Genomic DNA, 25198 nt, shown 5'->3' with positions numbered 1-25198 from the left:
GCCGCGGACAATCGGTCCGCTGCTGCTCTTAACTAGGTTTAGAGGTTCCCCCAGGACCCGACCACTACCCATAGTGCCTCAACCGGAATCAGACACAAGAGGGTAAACGCTGCATTATCGATTCGGCTCGTCGCATGTACGATTCGCTTCATCGTCATGACAGTCATGCTGCAGCGCAGCGACGCGTGCTGGAAGCGGCATTTCAAGCCCCAATCTGCATCGCGCGAAAATTATTTGGCGTCTGCGCCCGATCTTGTGGACAAGATCGCTGTCCAGAGCCCGAACACAATTGTGAACCTGATTATCCACTGGCGTGTGGGGTGCCGCGCGCGATATGCCGTGAGCGGATCAGTTGATCCGGAAATGCGGGAGCCGCTCCATGTTCAAACTTCTCTCGATCGTCGCCAGCGGTTTGATTGTCGGGCTTGCCGCGCGCTTCCTCTATCCGGGAGCCGTACCGATGGGGCTGGGGCGCACGATCCTGCTGGGCATTGCGGGCTCGCTGGTAGCGGGTCTGGCAGCGAGCCGAGGCGGCAAGGACAGCGGCGGGATCAGCCGCGCCGGGTGCCTCGCCTCGATCCTGGGCGCCATGGTGCTGATCTTCATCGGCCGGCATTTGTAGCGCGGGGCCGTCCGGTCCGGCTTCAGCCGGGCACCAGCACCGTATCCCGCGCGGCGGGCTGGGTTTGCGGGTAGTCCTCGTTGAAGTGGAGGCCGCGGCTTTCGCGCCGCGCGCGGGCGCTTTTCACGATAAGCTCGGCGGTCTGCAGGAGATTGCGCAGCTCGATCAGGTCGGCGGTCACGCGGAAGTTGCCGTAGTACTCGTTGACCTCGTTCTTGAGCAGCTTGATGCGGTGCGCCGCGCGTTCGAGGCGCTTGTTGGTGCGCACGATGCCGACGTAGTTCCACATGAAGCGCCTGAGCTCGGTCCAGTTCTGCTTGATCACCACTTCCTCGTCGGAATCCGAGACGCGGCTTTCGTCCCAGGGGCGCAGTTCGGGCGGAGCGGCAAAGCTGTCCCACCGCGCGATGATGTCATTCGCCGCGGCATCACCGAACACGAAGCATTCGAGCAGGCTGTTGGAGGCCAGGCGGTTCGCGCCGTGGAGCCCGCTTTCGGAGCATTCCCCGACAGCATAGAGCCCGTCGAGATCGGTGCGGCCGGCAAGGTCGATCAGCACGCCGCCGCAGGTGTAGTGCTGCGCGGGCACGACCGGGATGGGCTCGCGCGTCATGTCGATGCCGAGGCCCATGAGGCGCTCATAGATGTTGGGGAAGTGGCTGCGGACGAAGTCCGGGTCCTTGTGGCTGATATCGAGGTGGACGTAATCGAGCCCGAGGCGCTTGATCTCGTGATCGATTGCGCGCGCGACGATATCGCGCGGGGCCAGTTCCTCACGTGCATCGAAGCGGGGCATGAAGCGCTCGCCGCCGCCCGGCACGCCCGGCGGCAGTTTCAGATGGCCGCCCTCGCCGCGCACAGCCTCGGTGATCAGGAAGTTCTTGACCTCGAGGTTGTAGAGGCAGGTGGGGTGGAACTGCATGAATTCCATGTTGGAGACACGGCAGCCCGCACGCCATGCCATGGAGATGCCGTCTCCGGTCGCGCCGCGCGGGGCGGTGCTGAACAGATAGGTGCGGCCCGCGCCGCCGGTCGCGAGGATCGTGGCGCGCGCGGCAAAGCATTCGACGCGGCCCGTGCCCGCATAGAGCGCGTAGGCGCCCCAGACGCGGTGCCCGGTGCCTTCATCGCGGGCCCGGTCCACCCGATGCCGTTCGGTGACGAGATCGATCGCAACCATGTCGGGGCGAAGGGTGATGTTGGGATGAGCCGAGGCCGCGGCGATCAGCGCCTGCTGGACGGCCCAGCCGGTGGCGTCGTCGACATGGACGATGCGCCGATGCGAATGCCCCCCCTCGCGCGTGAGATGGAGCGCGCCGGCGTCGGCATTGAAGGGCACGCCGAGACCGGCGAGGCGGCGGATCGCCTCGGGCGCGTTCTCGACCACGAACTCAACCGTCTCGCGCCGGTTGAGCCCGGCGCCAGCGACCATGGTGTCGCGGATATGATCGTCGAAGGTGTCACCCTCATCCAGCACGGCGGCGATACCGCCTTGCGCCCAGGCGGTCGAGCCGCCGTCGAGCGCGCCCTTGGCAAGCACGAGGACCCGGCACCGCTCCGCGAGCACGAGTGCGGCGGTAAGCCCCGCGGCGCCCGAGCCGATGACGAGGACATCGTGGCCGGGGGAAGCTGTCGCTGCCGGAGAGGTCATCGCAGTGCCAACCCTGCGGCTTGCGCGCGGCTCGGGCGCGCCTGGATAAGACGAACTGTCACGCGCGCTCCTTGCCCGTGATTGGCACCATTTGAAAGTCTCAAGGCACAACTGCCCGAAGATGAAAATTTGCAAATGATGCACTTGGGGGTTTGTTCTCGCTGGTGCGAGATGATATCACTCGAAGGGTCAAAAAGGGTTCAAGGAATCGTGGCTATGCCATGGCGCAATATGATCTGCCTGTTCAATCGCCACCGCCCCGATTCGCGCAGCGTGTCGTGGAACGGCACCCACCACGTCAGCCGTTGCCGCGATTGCAATCGCCCGGTGCGCCGTTCGATGCGCGGTTACTGGAAGCGCCTCGATGCCGGAGTGCCACTATTGACTGACAAAAGAGAGGGTTAAATGTCCCGCGCCAGCCTCGCCGCCTAGACTGCGGCGCCTGCCGGCATGCTGGTCAGCTTGACGAACACGTCTTCCAGATCAGCTTCGTCCGTCGAGACATCGACGATGCCATAGCCCAGCGACTGGACCAGCGCGAGCACCTCGCCTGCATTCATGCGGTCCTTGTTGTAGGTCACGCGCAGGTCCCGTTCGCCGGAAATCACGCATTTTACAAAGGCTTCATGCTGCGGTGCAGCAGTGATCGGCCGGTCGAGCGTGAGAACCACGATCTTCTCGCGCATCATGCCTACCAGCTCGCGAGTCGGCTGGTCGGTGATCAGCCGGCCGTGGTTGATGATCGCGATCCGGTCGCACAGCTGCTCGGCTTCCTCGAGGTAGTGCGTGGTCAGCACGACGGTGACGCCCTGGTTGTTGAGATCGACCACGAGTTCCCACAAGAGGCGCCTCAGTTCGACATCGACGCCTGCTGTCGGCTCGTCGAGCACGAGGATCGGCGGGGTGTGGACCATGGCCTTGGCGATCAGCAGGCGGCGCTTCATCCCGCCGGAAAGCGAACGGGCATAGGCATTGGCCTTGTCTGCCAGATGTACCGAGCGAAGCAGCTCCATCGAGCGGCGCGCGGCGGGCGGCACGCCGTAGAGCCCGGCCTGAATATCGAGCACCTCGATCGGCGTGAAGAAGGGATCAAACACGATCTCCTGCGGCACGATGCCGATCGAGGCCTTGGCATTGCGCGGCTCGCGGTCGATGTCGAAGCCCCAGATCTCGACCGAGCCGGAGGTTTTCATCACGAGGCCGGCGAGCGTGTTGATCAGCGTGGACTTGCCTGCGCCGTTGGGGCCGAGCAGGCCGAAGATCTGGCCTTGCGGCACATCGAAGCTGACCCCGCCGAGCGCGAGCTTGCCTTCGCCCGATTTGCTGCCGGCAGGGGCGTAACGCTTGACGAGATCGCGGATGCGGATGGCGGGGGTGGAATCCATGACCGCTTCCCTGCCCCTTGGCGGCGCGCAGGTAAAGGGGGTGCTTGGCACACGTCCCCGATCCGCGAAACCGCGCGCTTGTCGGCGTCGCCCCGGTTTGCTAACCGCCCGGCCATGAGCACCACCACGGTTCCCGAAACAATCCTGACCACGAGCACGCGCGTTCGCTGTGACGGCGCGGACGGTATCCGGGGCGGCGCGGCGCTTGGCCACCCGCGCGTCTGGCTTGAGATCGACGAGCGCGGCTTTGCCGAATGCGGTTATTGCGACCGTCGCTTCGTGCTCAAGGGCGGGCCGGCCGATCAGGGTTGAATTAAACCCGTTGGCGTGAACGGGCCGGGCTGCCTATATCCTGCTGTATGACCCAAACGCCCGATCCCCGCTCGCTGCTCTATCGCCCCGGCCTGCTTGACCCCGACACGGCAAGGCAGCTGACTGCCTCCGCGCTTGGCGCCTGCGAGGATGGCGAGCTGTTCCTCCAGTTCATTGCCAGCGAGAGCTTCGGCTTCGACGACGGGCGGCTCAAGACGGCCGACTATTCGCGCGATGCCGGCTTCGGCCTGCGCGGGGTTTCGGGCGAGATGACCGGCTTTGCCCACGCCAACGAGATTTCCGCCGCCGCGATTGCCCGCGCCGGAGAGACGCTGAAGCTGCTCGACCCGGCCAAGGGCGCGCCCGCGCCGCCGCCGCGTCAGAACAACCGGCACCTTTATACCGATGCCTCGCCGCTCGATGCCGTGCCGTTCGCGGCCAAGGTCGCGCTGCTCGAGGCGATCGATGCTGCGGCCCGCGCCCGCGATCCGCGTGTGGCGCAGGTTTCGGCCAGCCTCGCGGCAAGCTGGTCGGTGGTCGAGATCGTGCGCGCGGACGGCTTTGTCGCGCAAGATGTGCGTCCGCTGGTGCGGCTCAACGTCTCGATCGTGGCCGAGCACAACGGCCGGCGCGAGACCGGCAGCTTCGGCATTGGCGGGCGCCGACTGTATGACGATCTGTTCGATCCGGCGACGTGGAATCGCGGGATCGATTCCGCGCTGGCGCAGGCGCTGGTCAATCTCGAATCAGTCGATGCCCCGGCCGGCGAGATGACCGTGCTGCTCGGGCCCGGCTGGCCCGGCATCCTGCTGCATGAGGCCATTGGCCACGGGCTCGAAGGCGATTTCAACCGCAAGGGCACCAGCGCCTTTTCGGGCAGGATCGGCGACCGGGTGGCCGCACCCGGCGTCACCGTGGTCGATGACGGTTCGATCCCCGGGCGGCGCGGCTCGCTCACTATCGACGATGAGGGTACGCCGACAGAAGAGACCGTGCTGATCGAGGACGGGATCCTGAAAGGCTATATCCACGACCGCATGAGCGCGCGGCTGATGGGCCTCGCCCCCACCGGAAATGGCCGCCGCGAAAGCTACGCCCATGCGCCGATGCCGCGCATGACCAACACCTTCATGCGCGGCGGGAACGATGATCCGGCCGAGCTGCTCGCGCGGGTCAAGAACGGCATTTTCGCCAAGTCCTTCGGCGGGGGCCAGGTCGATATCACCAGCGGCAAGTTCGTGTTTTCCTGCACCGAGGCCTACCGCATCGAGAACGGCAAGCTGGGCGCCCCGATCAAGGGCGCGACATTGATCGGCGACGGGCCGAGCGTGCTGACGCGCGTGACCGGGATCGGCGGCGACATGGCGCTCGACGAGGGCATCGGCGTGTGCGGCAAGGGCGGACAAAGCGTGCCTGCGGGCGTTGGTCAGCCGACCCTGCTGGTCGAGGGCCTGACGGTGGGCGGTACGGCCTGACCCGGGCCTGTCTCGAAACGTGACGTCAAGGCAAGGGTGCGGGCATTGGCGCGCGTCCTGCCGCTTCGAATAAAGCGCCATCCGTGAAACTACAGTCAGCGGCGGTTAAGCTGGCGCGGGGCAGCTTGATCCCATCAAAACAACAAAAGAGGCGCACGTCATGAACCGCATTGCTTCCAAGCTCGCGATGGCCGCCGCCGGGGTGCTGCTCCTGGTCGGGGCTGCCGCCGATGCCCGCCCCCGCCTGACCGGCGAGGAACAGCTCGCCAAGCTGCTCGAGGGCCGCGTTGCGGGCAAGCCGGTCAATTGCATCACGTTGACCAATGTCCAGTCCTCGACCGTGATCGACAAGACCGCGATCGTCTATGGCAGCGGCAGCACGATCTATGTCCAGCGGCCCAGGGTCGGCGCGGCGTCGCTCGATTCGAACGACATTCTCGTTACCCAGTTGACCAGCTCGCAGCTCTGCAGCATCGACACGGTGCAGCTGCGCGACCGCAACGGGCATTTCTGGCGCGGTTTCGTGGGGCTTGACCAGTTCGTTCCTTATACCCGCGCGCCAAAGGTCGCGCCGGCCAGCTGAGGCTGACGGGACGGTTCAATGCGCCGCTGGGCGCAGGATTTGCGGCATTTCTGGTTCCATGAACTGGGGCCGGCGCACTGGTTTTCGCGCGACGATAGCGTGGACCGCGAGATTGCGCGGCGCTTTGGCCCCGTGCTTCGGGCGATGGCGCCGAGGCCTGCGAGCGAGTTCCTGAAGGATGCCGGAACCGCGCAGGCGGCGATCCTGCTGTTCGATCAGGTGCCGCGCAACGTGTATCGCGGCTCGGCCCAGGCCTTTGCCCATGATGCCAAGGCGCAGGCCCTTGCGCGGGAGGCGCTGCGACGGGGCTGGCTGAAAGGCCTCTCGGGCAATGCAGGCCAGTTCGTGCTGATGCCGCTGATGCACTCCGAAGCCATCGCCGATCAGCGGGCAAGCTGCGCGCTGTTCACCGCGCACGGGTCACGGCGGAACCGCAGCTTTGCCATCGCGCATTGGCGGATGATTGCGCGCTTCGGGCGCTTCCCCCACCGCAACACGGTGCTTGGCCGCACCAGCACGCCGCCGGAATTGCGCGCGTTGGCGGCTGGCAACAGCTGGTAGAATTCTGCCGCGCTCCGCTTTATGGGTCGGGGCATGACGATTGAGCTCCGCCTTGCCACGCCCGCCGATACCGCTGCGCTTGCCGATCTTGGCCGCCGCGCGGTTACCGCCAAGTTTGCCCACCTCTACAAGCCGGAGGACTTCGCCACGTTCCTCGGGCAGGCACACAGCGAGGAGAAGGTGGGCAAGGAGATCGCCGATCCGGGCATGCGGGTGGCAGTGCTCGAGGATGCCGGCGTGCTGATCGCCTTCTGCAAGCTGGTGCTGAAAAGCACGCTGCCCGCCGAGTTCAGCGATGCGCGGGCGCCGCTGGAATTGAAGCAGCTCTATACCGATCCGGTGAGGATCGGCGGCGGGCTGGGGTCGCGGCTGATGAACTGGGCGCTCGACGAGGCGCGCACGGTGGGCGCAGACGAAATCCAGCTGACGGTTTACAGCGAGAACCCCGAGGCGCAGCGGTTTTACCACCGCTACGGCTTTGCCAAGATCGCCGACATCGAGTTCTGGGTGGGCAATCACTGCGATCCGGAATTTCTCTTTGCGCTGCCGCTGCGGCCGGAAGGCCATGGCCTTGCCGCGGCCGAGCAGGTATAAGCCCCCTCATGTCATCCGTACGCCCCTGGCGCGATATCGCGCGCCGCAAGAGCCGCCAGATCATGGTCGGGTCCGTCCCCGTTGGCGGCGACGCGCCGATCACGGTGCAGACCATGACCAACACGCTGACCAGCGATCCCGTTGCGACGATCAACCAGATCCGGCGCTGCGAGGATGCGGGGGCCGATATCATCCGCGTGTCCTGCCCGGACGTGGAAAGCACCGCAGCGCTGGGCAAGATCGTGCGCGCGGCGCGCATCCCGATCGTGGCGGACATCCACTTCCACTACAAGCGTGCGCTGGAAGCGGCGGACGCGGGCGCGGCCTGCCTGCGCATCAACCCCGGCAATATCGGCTCTAACGAGCGCGTCGCCGAAGTGGTGCGCGCGGCCAAGGCCAACGGCTGTGCGATCCGCATCGGCGTGAACGCGGGCAGCCTCGAGAAGGACCTCCTCGAAAAGTACGGCGAGCCTTGCCCCGAGGCCTTGGTCGAAAGCGCGCTGGATCATATCAAGCTGCTGCAGGATCACGATTTTCACGAATACAAGGTGGCGGTGAAGGCCTCCGACGTGTTCCTTGCGGTGGCAGCCTATATGGGCCTTGCCGAAGCGGTCGATTGCCCACTGCATCTGGGCATCACCGAAGCGGGGGGCCTGATCGGCGGCACGGTCAAGTCTTCCATCGGTATCGGCAGCCTGCTCTGGGCCGGGATCGGCGATACCGTCCGCGTCTCGCTCTCGGCAGAACCCGAAGAGGAAGTGCGCGTCGGCTTCGAGATCCTGAAGTCGCTCGGCCTGCGCACGCGCGGGGTACGCGTCGTCTCCTGCCCCAGTTGCGCGCGGCAGGGCTTCGATGTGATCCGCACGGTCGAGGCGCTGGAAAGCCGCCTGAGCCACATCAAGACGCCGCTTTCGCTTTCGGTGCTGGGCTGCGTGGTCAATGGCCCGGGCGAAGCGCGCGAGACCGATATCGGCCTCACCGGCGGCGGCAACGGCAAGCACATGGTCTACCTCTCGGGCGTGACTGACCACACCGTGCAGAGCGAGGATATGCTCGACCACATCGTCGCGCTGGTGGAGGCCAAGGCCGCCGAGATGGAAGCCGCCACGACCGACGCGGGCAAGGCGGAAGTGCCGGCGTAACGTCTGCGCCTTCGCTATTTGCTAACCCCTGTGCAGGCAAAGTGCTGCCTGCCATGAACCGCTTTTTCGTCATCGCCGGCCTGGTGCTGGCCAGCAGCGCGCTGCTTGCGCCCCGGCTCAAGGTCGAGTCGGAAGGTTCGGCGCATGGCGCGCGGCCGGCAAAGGCCTCGCCGTGGAGCAAGGATGCGCCGCTGCCCGCGCGCGGCGCCGATGCCGGGCCGGTCGAGATCGCGCGTGATGGGCAGGGGCAGTTCCACCTTGAAGTCGATGTCGGCGGCGAGCCCGTTCGGTTTCTTGTCGATACCGGCGCCGATGTGGTGGCGCTGACCGAGGACGATGCCGATCGGCTGGGTCTCAAGCCTGATCCCGGCGCCTACCGCCCCATGCTCCAGACCGCCTCGGGCACCGGCCTTGCCGCGCCGGTGGAGATCGAGCGGCTGACTATCGGCGGGCGCGATCTGACCTCGATCGAGGCGGTGGTCGTGCCCGATCTGCCCGTGAGCCTGCTTGGCCAATCGGCACTGCGGCGGCTGGGCAGCGTTACCTTGCAGGGTGACCGGCTGATCATCACGGGCTAAGGCCCGCGCATGAACCCCAACCGCGAGCCCGTGCATGCCCCTTTCCATTCGCCCTGCCACGCCTGACGACCTGTCACTGATCGCCTCGCTCATCCGCGCGCTCGCCGACTACGAGAAGCTGGCGGACGAGGTGCGCTTCGACGAAGCGGTGCTGGGCGCCAAGCTCTTTGGAGCCCGGCCCTATGCCGAAGTGATCATCGGCGAGATCGACGGTGCGCCGCAGGGCTTTGCCTTGTTCTTCCACAATTTCTCGACTTTCGAGGGGAAGCCGGGGATCTATCTCGAAGACCTGTTCGTGCGGCCCGAGGCGCGCGGTAGCGGGCTTGGCAAGGCGCTGCTGGCGCGCCTGGCCGCGCTGGCGGTGGAGCGGGACTGCGCGCGGCTCGAATGGTCGGTGCTCGACTGGAACGCGCCTGCGATCGGCTTCTACAAGAAGCTCGGCGCGCGGTTGATGGATGAGTGGACGGTGATGCGGGTCGACGGCGCAGCTTTGGGGCAGCTTGGCGCCCAATCGGACACCGAGTCTGGAAAAACGCCGTAAAACGCCGTACAAGCATTCGTATGCCGAATTTGGTGAACAGACGCGGGCTCTTGAAGAGCGCGGCAGCCACAGCTGTTGTTGCGGCCTTGCCGGCGCGCGTGTTTGCCCAGCCCTACAGCATCACCGAACAGAACCGCCGCATCCTTGACGTAGCGCGCGCGCAGATGGAGCGGGTGCGCTCGGTGCTGTGGCGCACCGATATCGTCGGCGTGGCGGATTTCGCATTGCCCTCGGCCATGCCGCGGCTCCATTTCGCCGATCTTGAAAAAGGCGAGGTGCGTTCGTTTCTGGTTGCGCACGGCAAGGGCTCGGACCCGGAGCACGACGGGTTCCTCAAGACGTTCTCCAACGAAGTGGGCAGCCTTGCCACCTCGCGCGGGGCGTTCATCACTTACGAGTGGTACAAGGGCAAGTACGGCACCTCGATCCGGCTCGGCGGGATCGATCAGGAGAACAGCAATACGCTCGACCGCGCGATCGTGATGCACCCGGCGTGGTATGCAAACCCCGATATGCTGGAGAAATGGGGCAAGCTGGGGCGCAGCGACGGCTGCTTCGCGATGAGCGAGGCCGATTTCAACGAAGCGCTGTGGCACCTTTCGGGCGGGCGGCTGCTCTACGCCGACCGGTTGGGGATTTATTGAGCGGGGCGGGAAGGCCCCTACGCCCCCGGTCGTCATCCCCGCCTTCGCGGGGATGACGAAGGTTGGGGGATGACGAGGGGTGTGCGGTGGTGAGTCGGGTTTGGGACGCTCGGCATTGGTGAAGCGTGATCTCGGATTGACGATCACATTTCGCCAAGCGGCGGAAACCCGAAGTCCTCGGCCAGATCGCGCCAGGTGGGATTGTCCTTTTCGAACAGGTTGAGCTTCCACGCGCGCTCCCACTTCTTCAGGCGCTTCTCGCGGATGATCGCGTGCTCCATCGTCGCGTGCTGTTCGAACCAGACCAGGCGGTGAACGGTATGCTTCCTTGTGAAGCCACCGAATGTGCCTTCGCGGTGCTGATGGATGCGCTGGAGCAGGTTCGAGGTGACGCCGATGTAGAGCGTGCCGTTGCGGCGGGAGGCAAGCAGATAGACTGTTGGCTGGAAGTTTTCTCGCACGCAAGGATGCTACTGGATTCCCGCCTGCGCGGGAATGACGAAGGTGGGATATGATTCAGATTCGAACCAATAGTTCGTCATCCCCGCGAAGGCGGGGATCCAGGGCGGGGTGGCGCTGCGGGGCTCTGGATCCCCGCCTTCGCGGGGATGACGAGGTAGGGGCGGGGATGACGAAGGTGGGTGAGGACGGACAAGGAAGGCCGCTGCCCGCCAACCCTACAGCGGGTTGTCCAGCTTGATGATTGCCTCGTTGCTCTTGCGCTGGTCGGTGTGGAGTGCGCGCGGCTTGGTGAAGCTGGCGATGACCGGGGCGTCGCGGCTGTAAAGGTCGGCGAAGCTGCGCATCAGGCCGTTCACGTCGCGCGCGACGGTGAAATAGGTGATGTAGACCGGCCAGGGCTTGGTCATCGGCACCTTGGTGTACTTGCCCGAGAGATTGTACTGGACCGCGGTGTCTTTCGGCAGGTCGGCGCCGAGGATCGCCATGGTCATGGCGAGCTCGGTGGCGCGCTCGGCGCGGATGCAGCCGTGGCTGAGCGCGCGCGCCGGGAGCGCGAAGAGGGTGCGGTTGGGCGTGTCATGGATGTAGATCGCGTGCTCGTTGGGCATGTCGAGCTTTACCCGGCCGAGCGAATTGGTGTCGCCCGGCTGCTGCACCACGGTGATCATGCCGTCGGCGCCCTTGGTCGCGACATAGCCTTCGCGCAAGGCCTGACGCGGGTTGGCGAGGAGGCGCGCGCCGAGGCCTTCGCCGACCACGATCGACTGCGGCACGGTCCAGGTCGGGTTGAACACCACGTTCTTGACCTGCTCGGCAAGTTGCGGCGTGGCGGTCTTGCCCGGCTTGCCGACGATGGCGCGGTAGGAGCGGATGATCTTGTTGTTGACCGTGAGCCTGAGCTCCTGCTCGGGCACGTTGATGATGAGGTATTGCAGCCCCATGTCGCGCGCCAGCCAGCGCCAGCGGTCCATGTTGGCCTTGATCATCGCGATCTGGCGCGGATCCTTTGCCTTGGGCAGCATGTCGCGCAGCAGCGCGTAATCGGGGTGCGTGGGGGTGAGCGAGGCGAGCACGCCGGGCACGTCGTGCGTCTCGGTCGCTTGCGCGAGGAGCTGGGAATTGGGGTGCAGGTCCTGATCGGGATCGACGGCGAACCACTGCACGCGCGCCGCCATCGGCGTGCGTCCGTCGCGCAGGTCCTCGGCCAGCCAGACGAAGAGGCGGCTGGCCATCGCGTCGAGATCGGCGCTTTCGCCAAGGGCGATCTGGGCAGCAAGCTTGGCCGGCTCGTAGTCTGCCGGAGCCAGCCCCTCACGGCCGATGCCCTTGATCGCGGCGAGGAGCGCTTGTGCATCGGCCAGAGTGAAGTGCGCCAGCGGCGGCGGAGCAGGCGGCAGTACCGGGGCCGACGTGGGAGTGGCTGTTGCGGCCGCACCGGGCGCAGCCGGTGCGGGCGCCGTTGGCGGCGTGGCGGTGGGCTTGGGCGCGGGAGCCTTTACTGCGGCCGGTTTGGCTGCGGCGGGTGTATCGGCCGGGGCGGCCGGGCTCTGCTGCGCGGCAGCGGGAGCGGCGAGGACCGCCCAGCCGAGTGCCGCGCTGCCAACCAGGCCACCGAGGCTGGTCCGATGGATCATGCGCATTGTCTAAGCTCTTTCCCTGTGTGCCGCCCTGCCTTCGGGCGAATCCTGCCCGAAGCCGGCGCTGCAATCAAGCAAGGCGGCTGACTGGTTGCTGAATCCGGTGGGCTTTGCGCTCGGGCTGCCGGGTCGCTATGGGCAGGCGATGAAGCGTCCAGCCCCCTTACTGCCGATCCTTGCCGCGCTTGCCGGGCTTGCCTGCTTCGGCGTGATGGACGGGTTCATGAAGGCCGCCGCAGTGGCCTTGGGCGCCTATGCCGCGCTGTTCTGGCGCAATCTGGTGGGCTCGCTCATCATGCTGCCGATCTGGCTCATGCGCGGCAACAAGGATGGCAGCCGCGGTCTGCCCGGCCCTGCCGCCATGCGGCTGCACCTCATGCGTTCGGGCGTATGCGGGGTCATGGCGGTGCTGTTCTTCTATGGCCTTGCCCGCACGCCAGTGGCCGAGGCCATGGCGCTTTCGTTTATCGCGCCGCTGCTCGCGCTTTATCTAGCGGCGGTGACCTTGGGCGAGGAGCTTTCGCGGCGCGCTGTGACGGGTTCGGTGCTGGCGCTGGCAGGAGTCGGCGTGATCGCGGCAGGCAAGTTCGATGGCCGCTATGAGGCCGAAAGCGTGCACGGGCTGATCGCCATCCTGCTTTCTGCGGTACTCTATGCCGTGAATCTGGTGCTGCAGCGGCGCCAGTCGCAGCTGGCGGGGCCCGAGGAGATCTCGTTCTTCCAGACGTTCCTGATCTTCTGCCTGCTCGGTCTCGGCGCCTGGTGGTTTGCGCCCTTCCCGCCGGCAAAGGAATGGCTCGTGCTCACGGCTTCGGCGGTACTCTCGACCGGCTCGCTCATGCTGCTGGGCTGGGCCTACGCCCGGGCCGAGGCACAAGTGCTGGTGCCGCTGGAATACACCGCGTTCATCTGGGCTGCGCTGGTCGGCTGGATCGCCTTTTCCGAACCCCTGACCTTGCGCACGCTGGCGGGCGTGGTGCTGATCGTGGCGGGCTGCCTGATCGCGTTGCGGCGTTCGGCGACGGCGGCTGAAGCGGCCGCCGAACGCGCCTGAGCCCGGCTCAGTTCACCAGTGCGCTTCCGAATACCTTGAACGCCGCACCGGCAATCACTGCAAACGACAGCGCCGCGATGATGAGCTGCGCGCCAAGCTGCGGGGAATGGATGCCCGACGGCGCCGGGCGGGGCGCGATCGCCGGGTGGCGGCGGTGCATGGGGGTACGGTTGGGCATCGCTTCGGCTCCTTTGCGTTGAACGGCAGAACCTGAGTTTTCTACGCCATAAGTCAGATTCCAGGAAATCTTAAATTTAACCGACATCTTATTGTAACATTTGGCAAGCGCCCGGTGCGCTCTGGCCATGCACGTCATGCATTTCATGCGCTCCGCAAGCCTTGACGCGAAAGCCGTCTCGGCGCATCGGACAGGCGCCCTCGGGGGCGGCTCCGGCGCGGCAAACGGTATCAACTATAAGGGATTACGCTCAGCCATGACCCAGGTCGGACAGGACACGCTCGGCGCGCGCAGCACGCTCACCGTCGGCGGCAAGGACTATGCCTACTACGCACTCGGCAAGGCCGCAGCGGCTTACGGCGATGTCTCGCGACTGCCCTTCTCGATGAAGGTCCTGCTCGAAAACCTGCTGCGCTTCGAGGACGGCGGCTTCACCGTTTCCACCGACGACATCAAGGCGCTGATCGACTGGCAGCGCGATCCTTCCAGCAGCCGCGAGATCCAGTACCGCCCGGCGCGCGTGCTGCTGCAGGATTTCACCGGCGTGCCCTGCGTGGTCGACCTTGCCGCGATGCGCGATGCGATTGCCAAGCTTGGCGGCGATACCAGCAAGATCAATCCGCAGGTGCCGGTCCACCTCGTGATCGACCACTCGGTCATGGTCGACGAGTTCGGCCACCCCAAGGCCTTCGAACAGAACGTCGAGATCGAGTACTACCGCAACGGCGAGCGTTATGACTTCCTCAAGTGGGGCTCGAAGAGCCTCGCGAACTTCAAGGCAGTGCCTCCGGGCACCGGCATCTGCCATCAGGTCAACCTCGAGCACATCGCGCAGGCGGTGTGGACGAGCGAGGGGCCGGACGGCCATGTCGTCGCCTATCCCGATACCTGTGTCGGCACCGACAGCCACACCACGATGATCAACGGCCTCGGCGTGCTGGGCTGGGGCGTCGGCGGGATCGAGGCCGAAGCGGCGATGCTTGGCCAGCCGGTTTCGATGCTGATCCCTGAAGTGGTCGGCTTCAAGTTCACCGGCGAGCTCAAGGAAGGCGTGACCGCGACCGACCTCGTGCTGACCTGCACCAACATGTTGCGCAAGCATGGCGTGGTCGGCCGCTTCGTCGAATACTACGGCCCCGGCCTTGCCGCGCTCACGCTGGCGGACCGCGCGACGCTTGCCAACATGGCGCCTGAATATGGCGCGACCTGCGGCTTCTTCGGCATCGACGACAAGACGCTCGACTACATGCGCCTGACGGGCCGCGAGGAAGACCAGATCGCGCTGACCGAAGCTTATGCCAAGGCGCAGGGCTTCTGGATCGATCCCGCGATCGAGCCGGTGTTCACCTCGACGCTCGAGCTCGACCTTGCGACGGTGGTGCCTTCGCTCGCCGGGCCGAAGCGCCCGCAGGACCGCGTCTCGCTGCCCGACGTCGACGACGTGTTCAATGCCGACATGGCCAACACCTACAAGAAGGCCCAGCAGCGTGTTCCGGTCGAGGGCATGGACTTCGACATCGGCGACGGCGATGTGACCATCGCGGCGATCACCAGCTGCACCAACACCTCGAACCCTGGCGTGCTGGTCGCGGCGGGCCTCGTCGCCAAGAAGGCCAACGAGCTGGGCCTGAAGCCCAAGCCCTGGGTCAAGACCAGCCTCGCGCCGGGTTCGCAGGTCGTCACCGACTATCTCGTGCGGGCCGGACTGCAGGAGCATCTCGACGCGGTCGGCTTCAACCTCGTCGGCTATGGCTGCACCACCTGCATCGGCAACTCGGGCCCGCTGGCCGAACCGATCAGCAAGGCGATCAACGAGAACGGCCTCGTCGCCGCCGCGGTGATCTCGGGCAACCGCAACTTCGAGGGCCGCGTCTCGCCGGACGTGCGCGCGAACTTCCTCGCCAGCCCGCCGCTGGTTGTCGCCTACGCGCTCAAGGGCACCGTGATCGAGGACTTCATCGCGACGCCGATCGGCCAGAGCAAGGACGGCGTGGACGTCTACCTCAAGGACATCTGGCCGACCAACGCAGAAGTCCACGAGACCATGGCCGGCTGCATGGACCGCGCGATGTTCCAGGCGCGCTATGCCGACGTCTACAAGGGCGACGTGCACTGGCAGGCGATCAACGTGACCGGCTCGGAAACCTACCAGTGGCGCGCGGGTTCCACCTATGTGGCCAACCCGCCCTACTTCGAGGGCATGAGCATGACCCCGGCGCCGGTGGGCGATATCATCGACGCCAAGCCGCTCGCGATTCTCGGCGATTCGATCACCACCGACCACATCTCGCCGGCCGGCTCGATCAAGGCTGACAGCCCGGCGGGCAAGTGGCTGATGGAGCACCAGGTCGCCAAGGCGGACTTCAACTCCTACGGCGCGCGGCGCGGCCACCACGAAGTGATGATGCGCGGCACGTTCGCCAATATCCGCATCAAGAACGAGATGGTGCCCGGCATCGAGGGCGGCATGAGCCGTTATGGCAGCGATGTCGGCGCGATCTACGACGTGGCGATGCAGCACAAGGCCGACGGCACGCCGCTGGTGGTGATCGCGGGCAAGGAATATGGCACCGGCTCCAGCCGCGACTGGGCGGCGAAGGGCACCAACCTGCTCGGCGTGCGGGCGGTGATCGTCGAGAGCTTCGAGCGCATCCACCGCTCGAACCTCGTTGGCATGGGCGTGTTGCCGTTGCAGTTCCTCGAAGGCGAATCGCGCCAGACGCTGGGACTCACGGGTGACGACACCTTCACCATCCACGGCGTGGCGGGCCTGAAGCCGCGGCAGGACGTGGATGTCGAGGTCACGCGCGCCGATGGCTCGACCTTCACTTTCAAGGCGCTGTGCCGCATCGATACCGCCAACGAGCTGGAATACTTCCTCAACGGCGGCATCCTGCACTACGTGCTGCGCAACCTGGCGGCCTGATCGGCCGCCGGACCTGCTACCCCGCCGGAATCAGAAAGGGCGGCCTCCCCCCGGAGGCCGCCCTTTCCTTATGCCCGCGTGGCGGGAACTGTTCGATCAGGCAGCCTTGGCCCTGATCCCCTGACGCCGCCGTGCGACGAGACCGGCGGCCGCTGCGCCGAACAGCAGGATCATCGACGGTTCGGGCACCGGCGTGCCGCCATTGGAGGTGCCGCCGTTGGAAGCGCCCGAGCTGGTCGAGGTGGAAGTGCTGCCGTTGGACGAAGAGGAGGTCGAGCTGCTGGTGCTGCTGGAGGTCGATGACGAGGTGGACGAGGACGTCGAGGAACTGCTCGTCACGTTGCCCGAGCTGCTCGAAGTCGAGGAGCTGGTCGAGACGTTGCCCGAGCTGCTTGAGGTCGAAGAGCTGGTCGAGACATTGCCCGAACTGGTCGAAGTGGAGGAGCTGGTGGAAACGTTGCCCGAGGAGGTGCTGACATTGCCGCTGGAGGTCGAAGTCGAGATGTTGCCGCTCGAGGTGGAGGTGGAGCCGCCCGAAGTGGAGGTCGAACCGCCGGACGTGGACGTGGAGCCGCCCGAGGTCGAGCTGCCGCCGGTCGAGCTGCCGCCGGTCGAGGTCGAACCGGTGCTGGTCGAGGAGACCACCACGCTGCCGCCGCCGCTGCTGCCGCCAAAGAAGCCGCCGAAGAACCCGCCGCCGAAGCCGCCGATCCCACCGCCGCCGATCACCACCGGCACCGCGCCGCCACCGCCGCCGCCCATTTGCTGGGGCGGCATCGGCGCCATGTAGGGCACAGGGGCATAGGCCATCTGCTGCGGGGCCTGACACGACCTCGTGATCGTGGTCTTGACCACGCGGCGCATGCGTTGGACCGGTCGCTTGGCCACATAGTGGCGAACCTTGACCTGCTTGACCTTGATCGGCTTGACGTGGTGAATCTCGGCCGCCGAAGGTGCTTCCGAAACGTGGACCGCGCCGCCACCAAGAACCGCGCCGCCCGCTGCGCAGGCCGCCAGTTTTGCCAAAGCCATCCGAACCGACATGATCGTTGCTCTCTGTTATCCCCAGAGCCGGCATCTATCCCCGTAAAGGTGGACAAACCCTCTCCTGACAGATCGAACAACGCAGATCAGACCCGCGCCCGCAATGCCGTTAACCGCCTTTGACCCCGCTTGAGGGGCCCGAATTGGGTCAGTTCGGCGCATCCGGACCGGTCTGTCCCAAACTGGAACCGAATTGGGCGGCAGGGTTACAGACGCAGCGTTAACCTTGTTCGCCGTCGTCCCCCGCGAACAGACCGGGCAGGCCCTCCGCCGGCGGGGGTAGCCCAAGATGCCGCCAACCGCGATCGTTGAGGCAGCGGCCGCGCGCGGTGCGGGCCACAAGGCCGAGCTGGATGAGGTAGGGCTCGATCACGTCCTCGATCGTGTCGCGCGGCTCGGAAAGCCCGGCCGCCAGCGTTTCCACGCCCACCGGGCCACCCTTGTAGATATCGGCGATCATGCTGAGGTAGCGCCGGTCCTGCAGATCGAGCCCGAGCGAATCGACTTCGAGCCGGGTGAGTGCGCTGTCCGCCGCCGCGCGCGTGATCGTGGCTGCGCCTGCCACTTGCGCGAAATCGCGCACGCGGCGCAGCAGCCGCCCCGCAACACGCGGGGTGCCGCGCGCGCGGCGGGCGATCTCGCCCGCGCCGCCCCCGTCGATCCCGATGCCGAGAAGGTGCGCCCCGCGCGTGACAACGCGCTCCAGTTCCGCGACCGAGTAGAACTGGAGCCGCACCGGAATGCCGAAACGGTCTCGCAGCGGCGTGGCCAGCAGGCCGGCGCGGGTGGTCGCGCCGATCAGGGTGAAGGCGGGCAGGTCGATCCGCACCGAGCGCGCCGAGGGCCCCTCACCGATAATGAGATCGAGCGCGCGGTCCTCCATCGCGGGATAGAGAACTTCCTCGACCACGGGATTGAGGCGGTGGATCTCGTCGATGAACAGGACATCGCCCGCCTCGAGATTGGTGAGCAGCGCAGCCAGATCGCCCGCCTTCGCGATCACCGGGCCGGAGGTGGCGCGAAAGTTCACCCCCATCTCGCGCGCGATGATCGCGGCGAGCGTGGTCTTGCCGAGGCCGGGCGGGCCATAGAACAGCACATGATCCATCGCCTCGCCGCGCTGGCGCGCGCTTTCGATGAACACGGAGAGGTTTTCACGCGCGGCTTCCTGGCCGACGAATTCGGCGAGCGTCTTCGGACGCAGCGCGGCGTCCTGGTCTTCGGCCTGGCGGCGCGGGGTGAGCATGGGGTTGTCGGTCATGACAGGTGCGAGCGCCGCACGTCACGGGAATGATGGAAAATGCGCAAGATCTGCACCAGATCCGGTTTCACGATATAGAATATCCGATGCTTGCGATGCACGATGCACCGTATCCCTTTGCCTAACTCTGGTCGGACTGCTCCTGCCAACGGATGCCGCCGGAGCAAATCAAACACATCATGAAATCCGCGCGAATATTCATCCGCGACCGAAGGTCCGAATTCCCACGCTCCATGCTCATCAATGTCGGCCAGATCATAAATGGCCAGGGCATTCAGCCTGACCTCAGCCATTCCGTGCGCGCCGCGCGGCGATAATCTCCTCGATCACGTCCTCCGGTTCCTTGTCGATCATCCCGGAGGCGAGCCCTTCTGCGATCTGTTCGCGCAGCCACTCGGTTTCCTTGGCTACTTCCTGTTCACGGCGGACGAGGTCGCGCAGATAATCCGCCACATCCACATAGTCGCCCTGGGCAACGCGCTGTTCGAGCCAATTCAGCATGGCCGGAGGGACAGAAAAGCTGAGGTCGGTCATGCCAGTTTTATCCTCCAACTCGGCGGGGGCGGCAAGCGGGTTTGCTCATGGAGTTAACCCGCCGCCCTCTTCAATGCCACGCGCACCAGATCGTTGAGCCCCGCATCATCGCCCAGTTCCTTCACTGCAGCTGCCACCGCCATGCTGGCAACGCCGGGCTTGAAGCCCAGATTCTGCAGCGCCGAGATGGCATCCGCGCTCACCGAGCCCGCAGGCACCGCGCCGAGGCCTTCGATTGGCGGAGCGCCGGGACCGGCGGAAATCGGGGCTATGCCGCCCGCCTTGTCCTTGAGTTCGTTGACGATGCGGCTGGCGAGTTTGGGGCCGACGCCCTGCGCGCGGGCGACCATTGCGGCATCGCCGCTGGCGCAGGCGCGCTGCAGGTCTTCGACAGAAAGCGCCGAGAGGATCGCGAGCGCGACCTTGCTGCCCACGCCCTGCACCGCCGTCAACAAGCGGAACCAGCCGCGTTCGCCCGCGCTGGCGAAGCCGATCAGGCGCTGATCGTTTTCGGAGACTTGCAGTTCGGTGTGAACCACCACCTTGTCACCCCGAATGCCGAGCCGTTCGAGCGTCTTGGCCGAGCAGTGGACGAGGTAGCCGACGCCGTTCACGTCGATGATGGCCCAGTCGGGGCCGAAATCGTCGAGCAGGCCGGTGAGCTTGGCGATCATGGTTTGTTCTCTATGGCAGCGAACCGCGCGGTCCGCCAGCCCCCAAGCGGAGGCTTTACCCGAGAAAGGTGCTCAGCACCGAGGGGTGGAAGCTGCCGCCGAGGAAACCGTTGAGACCCATGAACAAGCCGAAGGCGCCAAAGGCCCATGCCGCCCAGAGCAGCAGGCCGGTTTCGACCAGCGCCGCAACAGCAGCGAGCGAAATGGCAGTGGAAATCGCGGCATCGGCGGCGTCGAACTGGTCGTCGTGAACATTGAGCGCATCATAGAGGTCGCCCTGCGCCTTGGCGGCCTTGGCCAGATCGGGGGCTTCGGCCTTGTATTTGGCGATGTCCTTGTCGAGTCCGGCAATCGCGGCGTCGGCCTTGCCGGGCGCGGCGAGCAGGGCCAGCTGCTGGCGTTCGCCTTCGGCAAGGTGGAGCTTGGTCTTGGTCGCCTGATACTGGTTCCAGGTATCGACCGAGGCAGACTGCGCGGCCTGCATCGCCTGGACAATATTGCCATCCTTGATGTTGCACAGCCCGGTGAACACGGAGAGCACCACCACAGTGATCGCGACGAGGCGGTTGAGCCGCTTGTCCTTTGCTTCGGCGCTGACTTCGATTTCCATGGGGCTATTGGTGCCCATGCGTGGGAACAGTCAAATGAAGGTTCGGTAAGGCTTGGCGCCAGACCTCAACGATGGCTGCCGATCATGTTGGCGTGGGTGATCGCCACGGCCAGCGCATCCGCCGCGTCCTCGCCCGCAAGCGTGACGCCGGGGAGCAGCACCTTGAGCATGGCCTGAATCTGCGCCTTCTCCGCGCCGCCGGTCCCCACGAGCGCCTTCTTGATCACCTTGGTGGGATACTCGGCGACGGAGAGGCCTGCGCGCGCCACCGCCAGCATGGCCACTCCGCGCGCCTGCCCGAGCTTGAGCGTCGATTGCGGGTTCACGTTGACGAAGACTTCCTCGACCGCGCCCGTATCGGGGCGATGCTCGGCGATCACGGCGGCGAGGCCGGCATCGAGCTCCACCAGCCGCTCGGCCATGGAGGCCTTGGCGTTGGTGCGGATATGACCGTTGGCGACGTGGCTGAGGCGGCTGCCGGCCTTGGCGACGATGCCCCAGCCGGTGCAGGTGAGGCCTGGATCGATGCCGAGGATGATCATATCGGCTTTTGAATGTCCGGCCTTCCCCCTCCGTTGGTGTCGAGCGAAGTCGAGACACCGGGCGCGGCGCATGGTGTCTCGACTTCGCTGGACACGAACGGGGAGGGGGCTGGAATGGGAGGCGTCACAGCTTCAAGCCGAACCGCGGGCCGATGTGCATCATGCCGAGGTAGAGCGCGACGGTAAGCGCGCAGCCTGCCGCAAGCGCGATCCAGAACGACACGCCGTGGCGCAGCAGGGCCGGGATCACGAGGAACATCGGCAGGCTGGGCAGCACGTACCAGAAGGTCGCTTCGGCATGGATGGCCATGTTCTCCGCATCGGGCCGCGCCCGCCAGAGCAGGATCATGCCCAGCACCGAGACGAGCGGAAGCGATGCGACGAGGGCGCCGACCGTCGGCAGTTTGCGACCTATCTCGGAAATGAGCGCAATGAGGATGCCCGAAAGCAGCGCCTTGATGGCCAGAGGTATCATGCGCTGCAGGGCATCAGCCCAGCTTTTCCATCACCTCGTCCGGGATCTCATAGTTGCCCCAGACGGTCTGGACGTCGTCGTCATCCTCGAGCACGTCGATCAGCTTGAGCAGTGTCGCGGCGGTCTCGGCATCGACCGTTGTCGTCATGTTGGGTTTCCACGCGAGCTTGACGCCCTCGGCCTCGCCCAGCGCCTTTTCAAGCTCGCGCGCGACCGGGTGGAGCGCATCGATCGCGACCCAGATCTGGTGGCTGCCGGGGTTCTCGTCGCCGTCGCCCATATCGCTCTCGACATCGTCGGCACCGGCTTCGATCGCGGCTTCGAGGACTTTTTCCTCATCGCCCACCTTGCCCGGATATTCGATCAGGCCGAGTCGTTCGAACCCGTGGCTGACCGCGCCCGACGCGCCGAGGTTGCCGCCGTTCTTGGCAAAGGCGGTGCGCACGTTGGTGGCGGTGCGGTTGCGGTTGTCGGTCAGCGCCTCGACGATGATCGCGACGCCGCCCGGGCCATAGCCCTCATAGCGCACTTCCTCATAGTTGCCTTCGTCGCCCTTGCTCGCCTTGTCGATTGCGCGCTGGATATTGTCCTTCGGCATCGACTGCGCCTTGGCCGCGTTGACCGCGGCGCGAAGGCGCGGGTTCATGTCCGGATCGGGCATGCCCATCTTGGCCGCGACGGTGATTTCGCGGGAGAGCTTGGAAAACATCGCCGAGCGCTTTTTGTCCTGCGCGCCCTTGCGGTGCATGATGTTCTTGAATTTGGAATGGCCTGCCATGGTCTGCTGCTTAGCGCTTTCAGGGTTAGGTTTGGCCGCTCCCCTAGCCGAGACGCGGCTGCTCGGCAATCGGGGGCGGCAAACGCGGTTTTAACCCGTCATGGGCCAAAGCTGCCCCATGACCCCGCTGCTTCGCGATTTTGCATCCTACCTCACCCGGCCCCGACTGGTTTCCCCGAGCGGCATCGGTGCGCCGGGTGCGTGGCGACGCCTGCTGGAAGTGCTGGCGCTGCATCTTGCGGTGCTGCTGCTGGTAATCTCGCCGCTGCTCGGCCTCTACCAGACGGGGATGCACCTGCCCGCGCCCGAGGCGTTTGGGACGGTTTCGAAGGTCTGGCTTGTGCCGCTGGTGGTGCTGATCGCGCCGGTGGGCGAAGAACTGGCGTTTCGCGGCTGGCTGACAGGACGAGTGCGCGCGTTGTGGCTGCTGGCCTGTGGGTTCGTGACCGCCGGGCTGCTGGCCATGGTGAACTACAAAGTGGCCGAAGTCCCGGCGAGCTTTGCGGTGCTGGCCATGGGGCTGGTCGCGCCGATCGGCTGGTGGCGGCTGCGCCGGCGGGGTGTGCTCCTCGGGTTCGAGCGCGCCTTCCCGGTGTTGGTGTGGCTGTCGATCGCGATCTTCGGCCTTTCGCACCTGAGCAACTATCCGCGATTTACCTGGGCGCTGGTGCCCATGGTGCTGCCGCAGCTCTGGGCCGGGTTGATCCTGACTTACACGCGCATGCGGATCGGCATCTATGCAGCGATGCTGATCCATGCGGCCGCAAATGCAGCGGCGATCAGCCTTGCCTTGCTGGGCGGCTAGAGAACCCGCTGCCACCAGCCCACATCGCGCCACGCGCCCATCTTCCAGCCGACTTCGCGGTAGATGCCGACGGGCGTGAAACCGCAGGCTTCGTGCAGCGCGACGCTGGCGGGATTGGGCTGGGTAATACCGGCGAAGGCGGCGTGGAAGCCCTTGGCCTTGAGCCGCGGGAGCAGTTCGCCATAGAGCGCGCGGCCAACCCCGCAGCGCGGGAAGGCGGCACTCGCATAGATCGCCACGTCGCAGGATGAGGCATAGGCGGCGCGCGTTCGGTGCGGGCTGCCATAAGCGTAGCCGGCAATCGCACCATCGCGTTCGGCCACGAGCCAGGCATGGCTTGCGCCATAGTCCGCGATGCGGCGGGCCATCTCCTCAGCGTCCGGTGCGTCCAGCTCGAAGCTCACCCAGCTTTCGGTGACGTGGGGGCGGTAGATCGCGGCGCAAGCTTCGGCGTCTTCGGGGCGAGCATCGCGGATCGTCAGCGTCTCGGCCACGCGATCAGGGCACCTGCTTGATCACCGTGCCCCGCTTCATCACGAAATCGACGTGTTCGAGGCGGGTGACATCGGTGAGCGGATCGCCGTGCACGGCGATGATGTCTGCCGGCATGCCCGGCGCGATGCGGCCGACCGTGTCGGTGCGGCCGAGCGCTTCCGCAGCGTTTACCGTGGCGGCGGCGATGGCGGCCATCGGGCTCATCCCGGCCTTGACCATTAGCGCAAATTCGCGCGCATTGTCGCCGTGGCGCGAAACGCCTGTATCTGTACCGAAGGCGATCTTCACGCCCATCTTGATGGCGAGCGCATGCGACTTGCGGGCTGCCCCTGCCGTCTCTTCCGCCTTGGCCGCGCTTGCTGGGGGCAGTTTCCCGGCGCGCGCCTGCCCCAATGCCGTGTCGCTGGCCAGCATGGTCGGCACGAGCCAGGTGCCATGTGCGAGCATGGCTTTCACCGTCGGCTCATCGAGGAACGTGCCGTGGTCAATGGTGTCGACGCCTGCGTTCACGGCGGCCATCGTGCCCCCCGCAGCATGGCTGTGGGCCGCAACCTTGCGGCCGAAGTCATGCGCCGTATCGATCAGGGCCTTCATCTCCTCGCTGGTCATTTGCTGGCCGATCCCGCCCGCCACGTTCGAGAGGACGCCCCCGGTCGCGGCGAACTTTATGACCAGCGCGCCGAGGCGGATCTGTTCGCGCACCGCGCGGCGGCAATCGTCAGCCCCGTTGCACAAGTTGTTGTAATCGTGCGGCGCCAAGGCTTCGTAGGTTTCCTCGTTGAGCCCGCCGCCATCACCGTGTCCGCCCGAGACCGAGATCATCTTGCCCGCATTGATGATGGTTGGGCCAGGTATTTCCCCAGCTTCAATCGCATCGCGCAGTGCACGGATGCCGCGCGGCGGAGCGCTGAGATCGCGGACCGTCGTGAAGCCGGCGTCCAGCGTCTGCCGGGCGTGGAGCGCGGCAAGATAGGCCGCGTCTTCGCGGTCACGGGTCGAAGCTTCCAGCCGGGCGCGCAGCGGATCGCCATCGCTGAAAAGGTGGACGTGCAGATCGGTGAGGCCGGGGAGCACGAAGGCATCGCCGAGTTCGACCGTGGTCGCACCCGTCGGGGCCGGTAGCGTGCCGTCGCTGACGCTCGTGACCACGCCATCGGTGATCACCACGGTGGAGGCGCCGCGGGGCGGCTTGCCGGGCTGATCGAGCAGCCGGCCGGCGTGGAGATAGACGACCTTGGGCTGCGGCTTCGCGGGCGCTTCCGCTGCTGCCGGAGCGGCGAGAGCGAACAGCACGGCAAAACCAGCGAGCAGGGCGGGGCGGGCATGGCGCATCGGTCAAACTCCGGCTGAAACGTTTCGCCGCAGCCTAGCGCCTCACCGCCTCGCGTCCAGTGACCCTACTCGAGGCCGAGCGCGTTCTTGTAGGTATCGAGAATCGCTTCCATCTCGCGCCGGTCGTCGGGCTTCAGCTTCCGCAGGCGCACGATCTGGCGCATGATCTTGGGATCGTAGCCGACCGCCTTGGCTTCGGCGTAGACGTCCTTGATATCGTCGCCGATGCCCTTCTTTTCTTCTTCGAGGCGTTCGATGCGCTCGATCAGGAGGCGCAGGCGGTCGTCGGCGGAATCGGCCATG

General features: G+C 65.9%; 31 protein-coding genes. 14 read left to right on the top strand and 17 right to left on the bottom strand.

What is annotated here, in order from left to right; all coding sequences use genetic code 11:
* The first annotated feature begins 379 nt into the window (after window positions 1-379).
* Entirely contained in the window at window positions 380-622 is a 243-nt protein-coding gene (locus WCL10_RS00240) for a GlsB/YeaQ/YmgE family stress response membrane protein (protein ID WP_336893602.1), read from the top strand.
* Window positions 623-644: 22 nt separating this feature from the next.
* On the opposite strand, the gene nadB is transcribed toward WCL10_RS00240, so the two are convergent.
* Window positions 645-2273: an L-aspartate oxidase gene (gene nadB, locus WCL10_RS00235; RefSeq protein ID WP_336893601.1), complete on the bottom strand. Its 1629-nt coding sequence runs from the start codon at window positions 2271-2273 to the stop codon at window positions 645-647.
* Window positions 2274-2489: 216 nt separating this feature from the next.
* On the opposite strand from nadB, the gene WCL10_RS00230 reads away from it, so the two are divergent.
* Entirely contained in the window at window positions 2490-2678 is a 189-nt protein-coding gene (locus tag WCL10_RS00230) for a hypothetical protein (protein ID WP_336893600.1), read from the top strand.
* Window positions 2679-2701: 23 nt separating this feature from the next.
* Here WCL10_RS00230 and WCL10_RS00225 read toward each other — a convergent pair whose 3' ends face one another.
* The gene (locus WCL10_RS00225) at window positions 2702-3658 is read right to left on the bottom strand and encodes an ABC transporter ATP-binding protein (protein WP_336893599.1); all 957 of its coding nucleotides are present in this window, start codon (window positions 3656-3658) and stop codon (window positions 2702-2704) included.
* A gap of 114 nt (window positions 3659-3772) precedes the next feature.
* Between WCL10_RS00225 and WCL10_RS00220 the strand changes: the two genes are divergently transcribed.
* The 9 genes from WCL10_RS00220 to WCL10_RS00180 all read left to right on the top strand — a co-directional run bounded on the left by WCL10_RS00220 (window position 3773) and on the right by WCL10_RS00180 (window position 10088).
* Entirely contained in the window at window positions 3773-3970 is a 198-nt protein-coding gene (locus tag WCL10_RS00220; protein ID WP_336893598.1) for a zinc-finger domain-containing protein, read from the top strand.
* Window positions 3971-4017: 47 nt separating this feature from the next.
* Window positions 4018-5445: a metalloprotease TldD gene (gene tldD, locus WCL10_RS00215; RefSeq protein WP_336893597.1), complete on the top strand. Its 1428-nt coding sequence runs from the start codon at window positions 4018-4020 to the stop codon at window positions 5443-5445.
* 160 nt (window positions 5446-5605) lie between these two features.
* Window positions 5606-6028: a hypothetical protein gene (locus tag WCL10_RS00210; protein ID WP_336893596.1), complete on the top strand. Its 423-nt coding sequence runs from the start codon at window positions 5606-5608 to the stop codon at window positions 6026-6028.
* An 18-nt stretch (window positions 6029-6046) separates the two neighbouring features.
* Window positions 6047-6589: a DUF924 family protein gene (locus WCL10_RS00205; protein ID WP_336893595.1), complete on the top strand. Its 543-nt coding sequence runs from the start codon at window positions 6047-6049 to the stop codon at window positions 6587-6589.
* 33 nt (window positions 6590-6622) lie between these two features.
* Window positions 6623-7183 (top strand): GNAT family N-acetyltransferase, encoded by a 561-nt coding sequence (locus tag WCL10_RS00200; protein ID WP_336893594.1) that lies wholly within the window; start codon window positions 6623-6625, stop codon window positions 7181-7183.
* Window positions 7184-7191: 8 nt separating this feature from the next.
* Entirely contained in the window at window positions 7192-8325 is a 1134-nt protein-coding gene (gene ispG / locus WCL10_RS00195; RefSeq protein ID WP_336893593.1) for a flavodoxin-dependent (E)-4-hydroxy-3-methylbut-2-enyl-diphosphate synthase, read from the top strand.
* Window positions 8326-8378: 53 nt separating this feature from the next.
* Window positions 8379-8903: a TIGR02281 family clan AA aspartic protease gene (locus WCL10_RS00190; RefSeq protein ID WP_336893592.1), complete on the top strand. Its 525-nt coding sequence runs from the start codon at window positions 8379-8381 to the stop codon at window positions 8901-8903.
* A 34-nt stretch (window positions 8904-8937) separates the two neighbouring features.
* Window positions 8938-9444 carry a GNAT family N-acetyltransferase gene (locus tag WCL10_RS00185; protein ID WP_336893591.1) on the top strand — a complete coding sequence of 169 codons (507 nt, stop codon included), beginning with the start codon at window positions 8938-8940 and terminating at the stop codon, window positions 9442-9444.
* Between the two features lie 86 nt (window positions 9445-9530).
* Window positions 9531-10088 (top strand): murein L,D-transpeptidase catalytic domain-containing protein, encoded by a 558-nt coding sequence (locus WCL10_RS00180; RefSeq protein ID WP_336893590.1) that lies wholly within the window; start codon window positions 9531-9533, stop codon window positions 10086-10088.
* A gap of 143 nt (window positions 10089-10231) precedes the next feature.
* Here WCL10_RS00180 and WCL10_RS00175 read toward each other — a convergent pair whose 3' ends face one another.
* Both WCL10_RS00175 and WCL10_RS00170 read right to left on the bottom strand, forming a co-directional pair.
* Entirely contained in the window at window positions 10232-10549 is a 318-nt protein-coding gene (locus WCL10_RS00175) for a GIY-YIG nuclease family protein (RefSeq protein WP_336893589.1), read from the bottom strand.
* A gap of 216 nt (window positions 10550-10765) precedes the next feature.
* Window positions 10766-12190 (bottom strand): L,D-transpeptidase family protein, encoded by a 1425-nt coding sequence (locus WCL10_RS00170; protein ID WP_336893588.1) that lies wholly within the window; start codon window positions 12188-12190, stop codon window positions 10766-10768.
* A 142-nt stretch (window positions 12191-12332) separates the two neighbouring features.
* Between WCL10_RS00170 and WCL10_RS00165 the strand changes: the two genes are divergently transcribed.
* Complete coding sequence (locus tag WCL10_RS00165; RefSeq protein ID WP_336893587.1) at window positions 12333-13241, top strand: DMT family transporter; 909 nt, start codon at window positions 12333-12335, stop codon at window positions 13239-13241.
* A gap of 7 nt (window positions 13242-13248) precedes the next feature.
* Here the strand turns inward: WCL10_RS00165 and WCL10_RS00160 are convergent, their stop codons facing one another.
* A complete protein-coding gene (locus WCL10_RS00160; protein WP_336893586.1) occupies window positions 13249-13419 on the bottom strand; it encodes a hypothetical protein in 171 nt (56 codons plus the stop codon).
* A 256-nt stretch (window positions 13420-13675) separates the two neighbouring features.
* Between WCL10_RS00160 and acnA the strand changes: the two genes are divergently transcribed.
* Window positions 13676-16345, top strand: a complete 2670-nt coding sequence (acnA, locus tag WCL10_RS00155; RefSeq protein WP_336893585.1) for an aconitate hydratase AcnA — start codon at window positions 13676-13678, stop codon at window positions 16343-16345.
* A 96-nt stretch (window positions 16346-16441) separates the two neighbouring features.
* Here acnA and WCL10_RS00150 read toward each other — a convergent pair whose 3' ends face one another.
* The 9 genes from WCL10_RS00150 to WCL10_RS00110 all read right to left on the bottom strand — a co-directional run bounded on the left by WCL10_RS00150 (window position 16442) and on the right by WCL10_RS00110 (window position 22263).
* Complete coding sequence (locus WCL10_RS00150; RefSeq protein ID WP_336893584.1) at window positions 16442-17389, bottom strand: PEP-CTERM sorting domain-containing protein; 948 nt, start codon at window positions 17387-17389, stop codon at window positions 16442-16444.
* A gap of 220 nt (window positions 17390-17609) precedes the next feature.
* Window positions 17610-18650 carry a Holliday junction branch migration DNA helicase RuvB gene (gene ruvB, locus WCL10_RS00145; RefSeq protein WP_336893583.1) on the bottom strand — a complete coding sequence of 347 codons (1041 nt, stop codon included), beginning with the start codon at window positions 18648-18650 and terminating at the stop codon, window positions 17610-17612.
* A complete protein-coding gene (locus WCL10_RS00140) occupies window positions 18647-18943 on the bottom strand; it encodes a type II toxin-antitoxin system RelE/ParE family toxin (RefSeq protein WP_336893582.1) in 297 nt (98 codons plus the stop codon). The genes ruvB and WCL10_RS00140 overlap by 4 nt, the downstream gene beginning before the upstream one ends.
* Window positions 18936-19184 carry a type II toxin-antitoxin system ParD family antitoxin gene (locus WCL10_RS00135; protein ID WP_336893581.1) on the bottom strand — a complete coding sequence of 83 codons (249 nt, stop codon included), beginning with the start codon at window positions 19182-19184 and terminating at the stop codon, window positions 18936-18938. Before WCL10_RS00135 ends, WCL10_RS00140 begins: the two co-directional genes overlap by 8 nt.
* 53 nt (window positions 19185-19237) lie before the next feature.
* Window positions 19238-19858 (bottom strand): Holliday junction branch migration protein RuvA, encoded by a 621-nt coding sequence (ruvA, locus tag WCL10_RS00130; RefSeq protein WP_336893580.1) that lies wholly within the window; start codon window positions 19856-19858, stop codon window positions 19238-19240.
* 55 nt (window positions 19859-19913) lie between these two features.
* Window positions 19914-20468: a DUF4337 domain-containing protein gene (locus tag WCL10_RS00125; protein ID WP_336893579.1), complete on the bottom strand. Its 555-nt coding sequence runs from the start codon at window positions 20466-20468 to the stop codon at window positions 19914-19916.
* A 65-nt stretch (window positions 20469-20533) separates the two neighbouring features.
* On the bottom strand, window positions 20534-21010 hold the full coding sequence (ruvC, locus tag WCL10_RS00120; protein WP_336893578.1) for a crossover junction endodeoxyribonuclease RuvC: 477 nt from the start codon (window positions 21008-21010) through the stop codon (window positions 20534-20536).
* A 124-nt stretch (window positions 21011-21134) separates the two neighbouring features.
* Complete coding sequence (locus WCL10_RS00115; protein ID WP_336893577.1) at window positions 21135-21485, bottom strand: DUF3147 family protein; 351 nt, start codon at window positions 21483-21485, stop codon at window positions 21135-21137.
* A 13-nt stretch (window positions 21486-21498) separates the two neighbouring features.
* Window positions 21499-22263: a YebC/PmpR family DNA-binding transcriptional regulator gene (locus WCL10_RS00110; RefSeq protein ID WP_336893576.1), complete on the bottom strand. Its 765-nt coding sequence runs from the start codon at window positions 22261-22263 to the stop codon at window positions 21499-21501.
* Window positions 22264-22381: 118 nt separating this feature from the next.
* Between WCL10_RS00110 and WCL10_RS00105 the strand changes: the two genes are divergently transcribed.
* Window positions 22382-23068: a CPBP family glutamic-type intramembrane protease gene (locus WCL10_RS00105; RefSeq protein WP_336893575.1), complete on the top strand. Its 687-nt coding sequence runs from the start codon at window positions 22382-22384 to the stop codon at window positions 23066-23068.
* Here WCL10_RS00105 and WCL10_RS00100 read toward each other — a convergent pair.
* From WCL10_RS00100 to WCL10_RS00090, 3 genes are all read right to left on the bottom strand, one after another.
* Window positions 23065-23562 carry an arsinothricin resistance N-acetyltransferase ArsN1 family B gene (locus WCL10_RS00100; RefSeq protein ID WP_336893574.1) on the bottom strand — a complete coding sequence of 166 codons (498 nt, stop codon included), beginning with the start codon at window positions 23560-23562 and terminating at the stop codon, window positions 23065-23067. The genes WCL10_RS00105 and WCL10_RS00100 overlap by 4 nt on opposite strands.
* A gap of 4 nt (window positions 23563-23566) precedes the next feature.
* Window positions 23567-24895 carry an amidohydrolase family protein gene (locus tag WCL10_RS00095; RefSeq protein ID WP_336893573.1) on the bottom strand — a complete coding sequence of 443 codons (1329 nt, stop codon included), beginning with the start codon at window positions 24893-24895 and terminating at the stop codon, window positions 23567-23569.
* Between the two features lie 65 nt (window positions 24896-24960).
* The gene (locus WCL10_RS00090) at window positions 24961-25197 is read right to left on the bottom strand and encodes a DUF2312 domain-containing protein (protein ID WP_336893572.1); all 237 of its coding nucleotides are present in this window, start codon (window positions 25195-25197) and stop codon (window positions 24961-24963) included.
* Window position 25198 lies beyond the last annotated feature (1 nt).

Source organism: Novosphingobium sp., from assembly GCF_037133355.1.
Taxonomy (GTDB): domain Bacteria; phylum Pseudomonadota; class Alphaproteobacteria; order Sphingomonadales; family Sphingomonadaceae; genus Novosphingobium.
Note: the sequence above shows the minus strand (reverse complement) of the source record. Positions and strands in the feature narration are given on the sequence as shown.

Coding starts and splice junctions, on each gene's coding strand:
- WCL10_RS00240 (WP_336893602.1), top strand. CDS start 380: ATGTTCAAACTTCTCTCGATCGTCGCCAGCGGTTTGATTGTCGGGCTT.
- WCL10_RS00225 (WP_336893599.1), bottom strand. CDS start 3,658: ATGGATTCCACCCCCGCCATCCGCATCCGCGATCTCGTCAAGCGTTAC.
- tldD (WP_336893597.1), top strand. CDS start 4,018: ATGACCCAAACGCCCGATCCCCGCTCGCTGCTCTATCGCCCCGGCCTG.
- WCL10_RS00205 (WP_336893595.1), top strand. CDS start 6,047: ATGCGCCGCTGGGCGCAGGATTTGCGGCATTTCTGGTTCCATGAACTG.
- WCL10_RS00105 (WP_336893575.1), top strand. CDS start 22,382: ATGACCCCGCTGCTTCGCGATTTTGCATCCTACCTCACCCGGCCCCGA.
- ruvA (WP_336893580.1), bottom strand. CDS start 19,858: ATGATCGCCAAGCTCACCGGCCTGCTCGACGATTTCGGCCCCGACTGG.
- WCL10_RS00165 (WP_336893587.1), top strand. CDS start 12,333: ATGAAGCGTCCAGCCCCCTTACTGCCGATCCTTGCCGCGCTTGCCGGG.
- WCL10_RS00125 (WP_336893579.1), bottom strand. CDS start 20,468: ATGGAAATCGAAGTCAGCGCCGAAGCAAAGGACAAGCGGCTCAACCGC.
- WCL10_RS00230 (WP_336893600.1), top strand. CDS start 2,490: ATGCCATGGCGCAATATGATCTGCCTGTTCAATCGCCACCGCCCCGAT.
- WCL10_RS00160 (WP_336893586.1), bottom strand. CDS start 13,419: ATGCCCAACCGTACCCCCATGCACCGCCGCCACCCGGCGATCGCGCCC.
- WCL10_RS00200 (WP_336893594.1), top strand. CDS start 6,623: ATGACGATTGAGCTCCGCCTTGCCACGCCCGCCGATACCGCTGCGCTT.
- WCL10_RS00150 (WP_336893584.1), bottom strand. CDS start 17,389: ATGTCGGTTCGGATGGCTTTGGCAAAACTGGCGGCCTGCGCAGCGGGC.
- WCL10_RS00190 (WP_336893592.1), top strand. CDS start 8,379: ATGAACCGCTTTTTCGTCATCGCCGGCCTGGTGCTGGCCAGCAGCGCG.
- WCL10_RS00135 (WP_336893581.1), bottom strand. CDS start 19,184: ATGACCGACCTCAGCTTTTCTGTCCCTCCGGCCATGCTGAATTGGCTC.
- nadB (WP_336893601.1), bottom strand. CDS start 2,273: ATGACCTCTCCGGCAGCGACAGCTTCCCCCGGCCACGATGTCCTCGTC.
- WCL10_RS00170 (WP_336893588.1), bottom strand. CDS start 12,190: ATGCGCATGATCCATCGGACCAGCCTCGGTGGCCTGGTTGGCAGCGCG.
- ruvC (WP_336893578.1), bottom strand. CDS start 21,010: ATGATCATCCTCGGCATCGATCCAGGCCTCACCTGCACCGGCTGGGGC.
- WCL10_RS00185 (WP_336893591.1), top strand. CDS start 8,938: ATGCCCCTTTCCATTCGCCCTGCCACGCCTGACGACCTGTCACTGATC.
- WCL10_RS00110 (WP_336893576.1), bottom strand. CDS start 22,263: ATGGCAGGCCATTCCAAATTCAAGAACATCATGCACCGCAAGGGCGCG.
- WCL10_RS00210 (WP_336893596.1), top strand. CDS start 5,606: ATGAACCGCATTGCTTCCAAGCTCGCGATGGCCGCCGCCGGGGTGCTG.
- ruvB (WP_336893583.1), bottom strand. CDS start 18,650: ATGACCGACAACCCCATGCTCACCCCGCGCCGCCAGGCCGAAGACCAG.
- WCL10_RS00095 (WP_336893573.1), bottom strand. CDS start 24,895: ATGCGCCATGCCCGCCCCGCCCTGCTCGCTGGTTTTGCCGTGCTGTTC.
- ispG (WP_336893593.1), top strand. CDS start 7,192: ATGTCATCCGTACGCCCCTGGCGCGATATCGCGCGCCGCAAGAGCCGC.
- WCL10_RS00140 (WP_336893582.1), bottom strand. CDS start 18,943: ATGGCTGAGGTCAGGCTGAATGCCCTGGCCATTTATGATCTGGCCGAC.
- WCL10_RS00115 (WP_336893577.1), bottom strand. CDS start 21,485: ATGATACCTCTGGCCATCAAGGCGCTGCTTTCGGGCATCCTCATTGCG.
- acnA (WP_336893585.1), top strand. CDS start 13,676: ATGACCCAGGTCGGACAGGACACGCTCGGCGCGCGCAGCACGCTCACC.
- WCL10_RS00090 (WP_336893572.1), bottom strand. CDS start 25,197: ATGGCCGATTCCGCCGACGACCGCCTGCGCCTCCTGATCGAGCGCATC.
- WCL10_RS00220 (WP_336893598.1), top strand. CDS start 3,773: ATGAGCACCACCACGGTTCCCGAAACAATCCTGACCACGAGCACGCGC.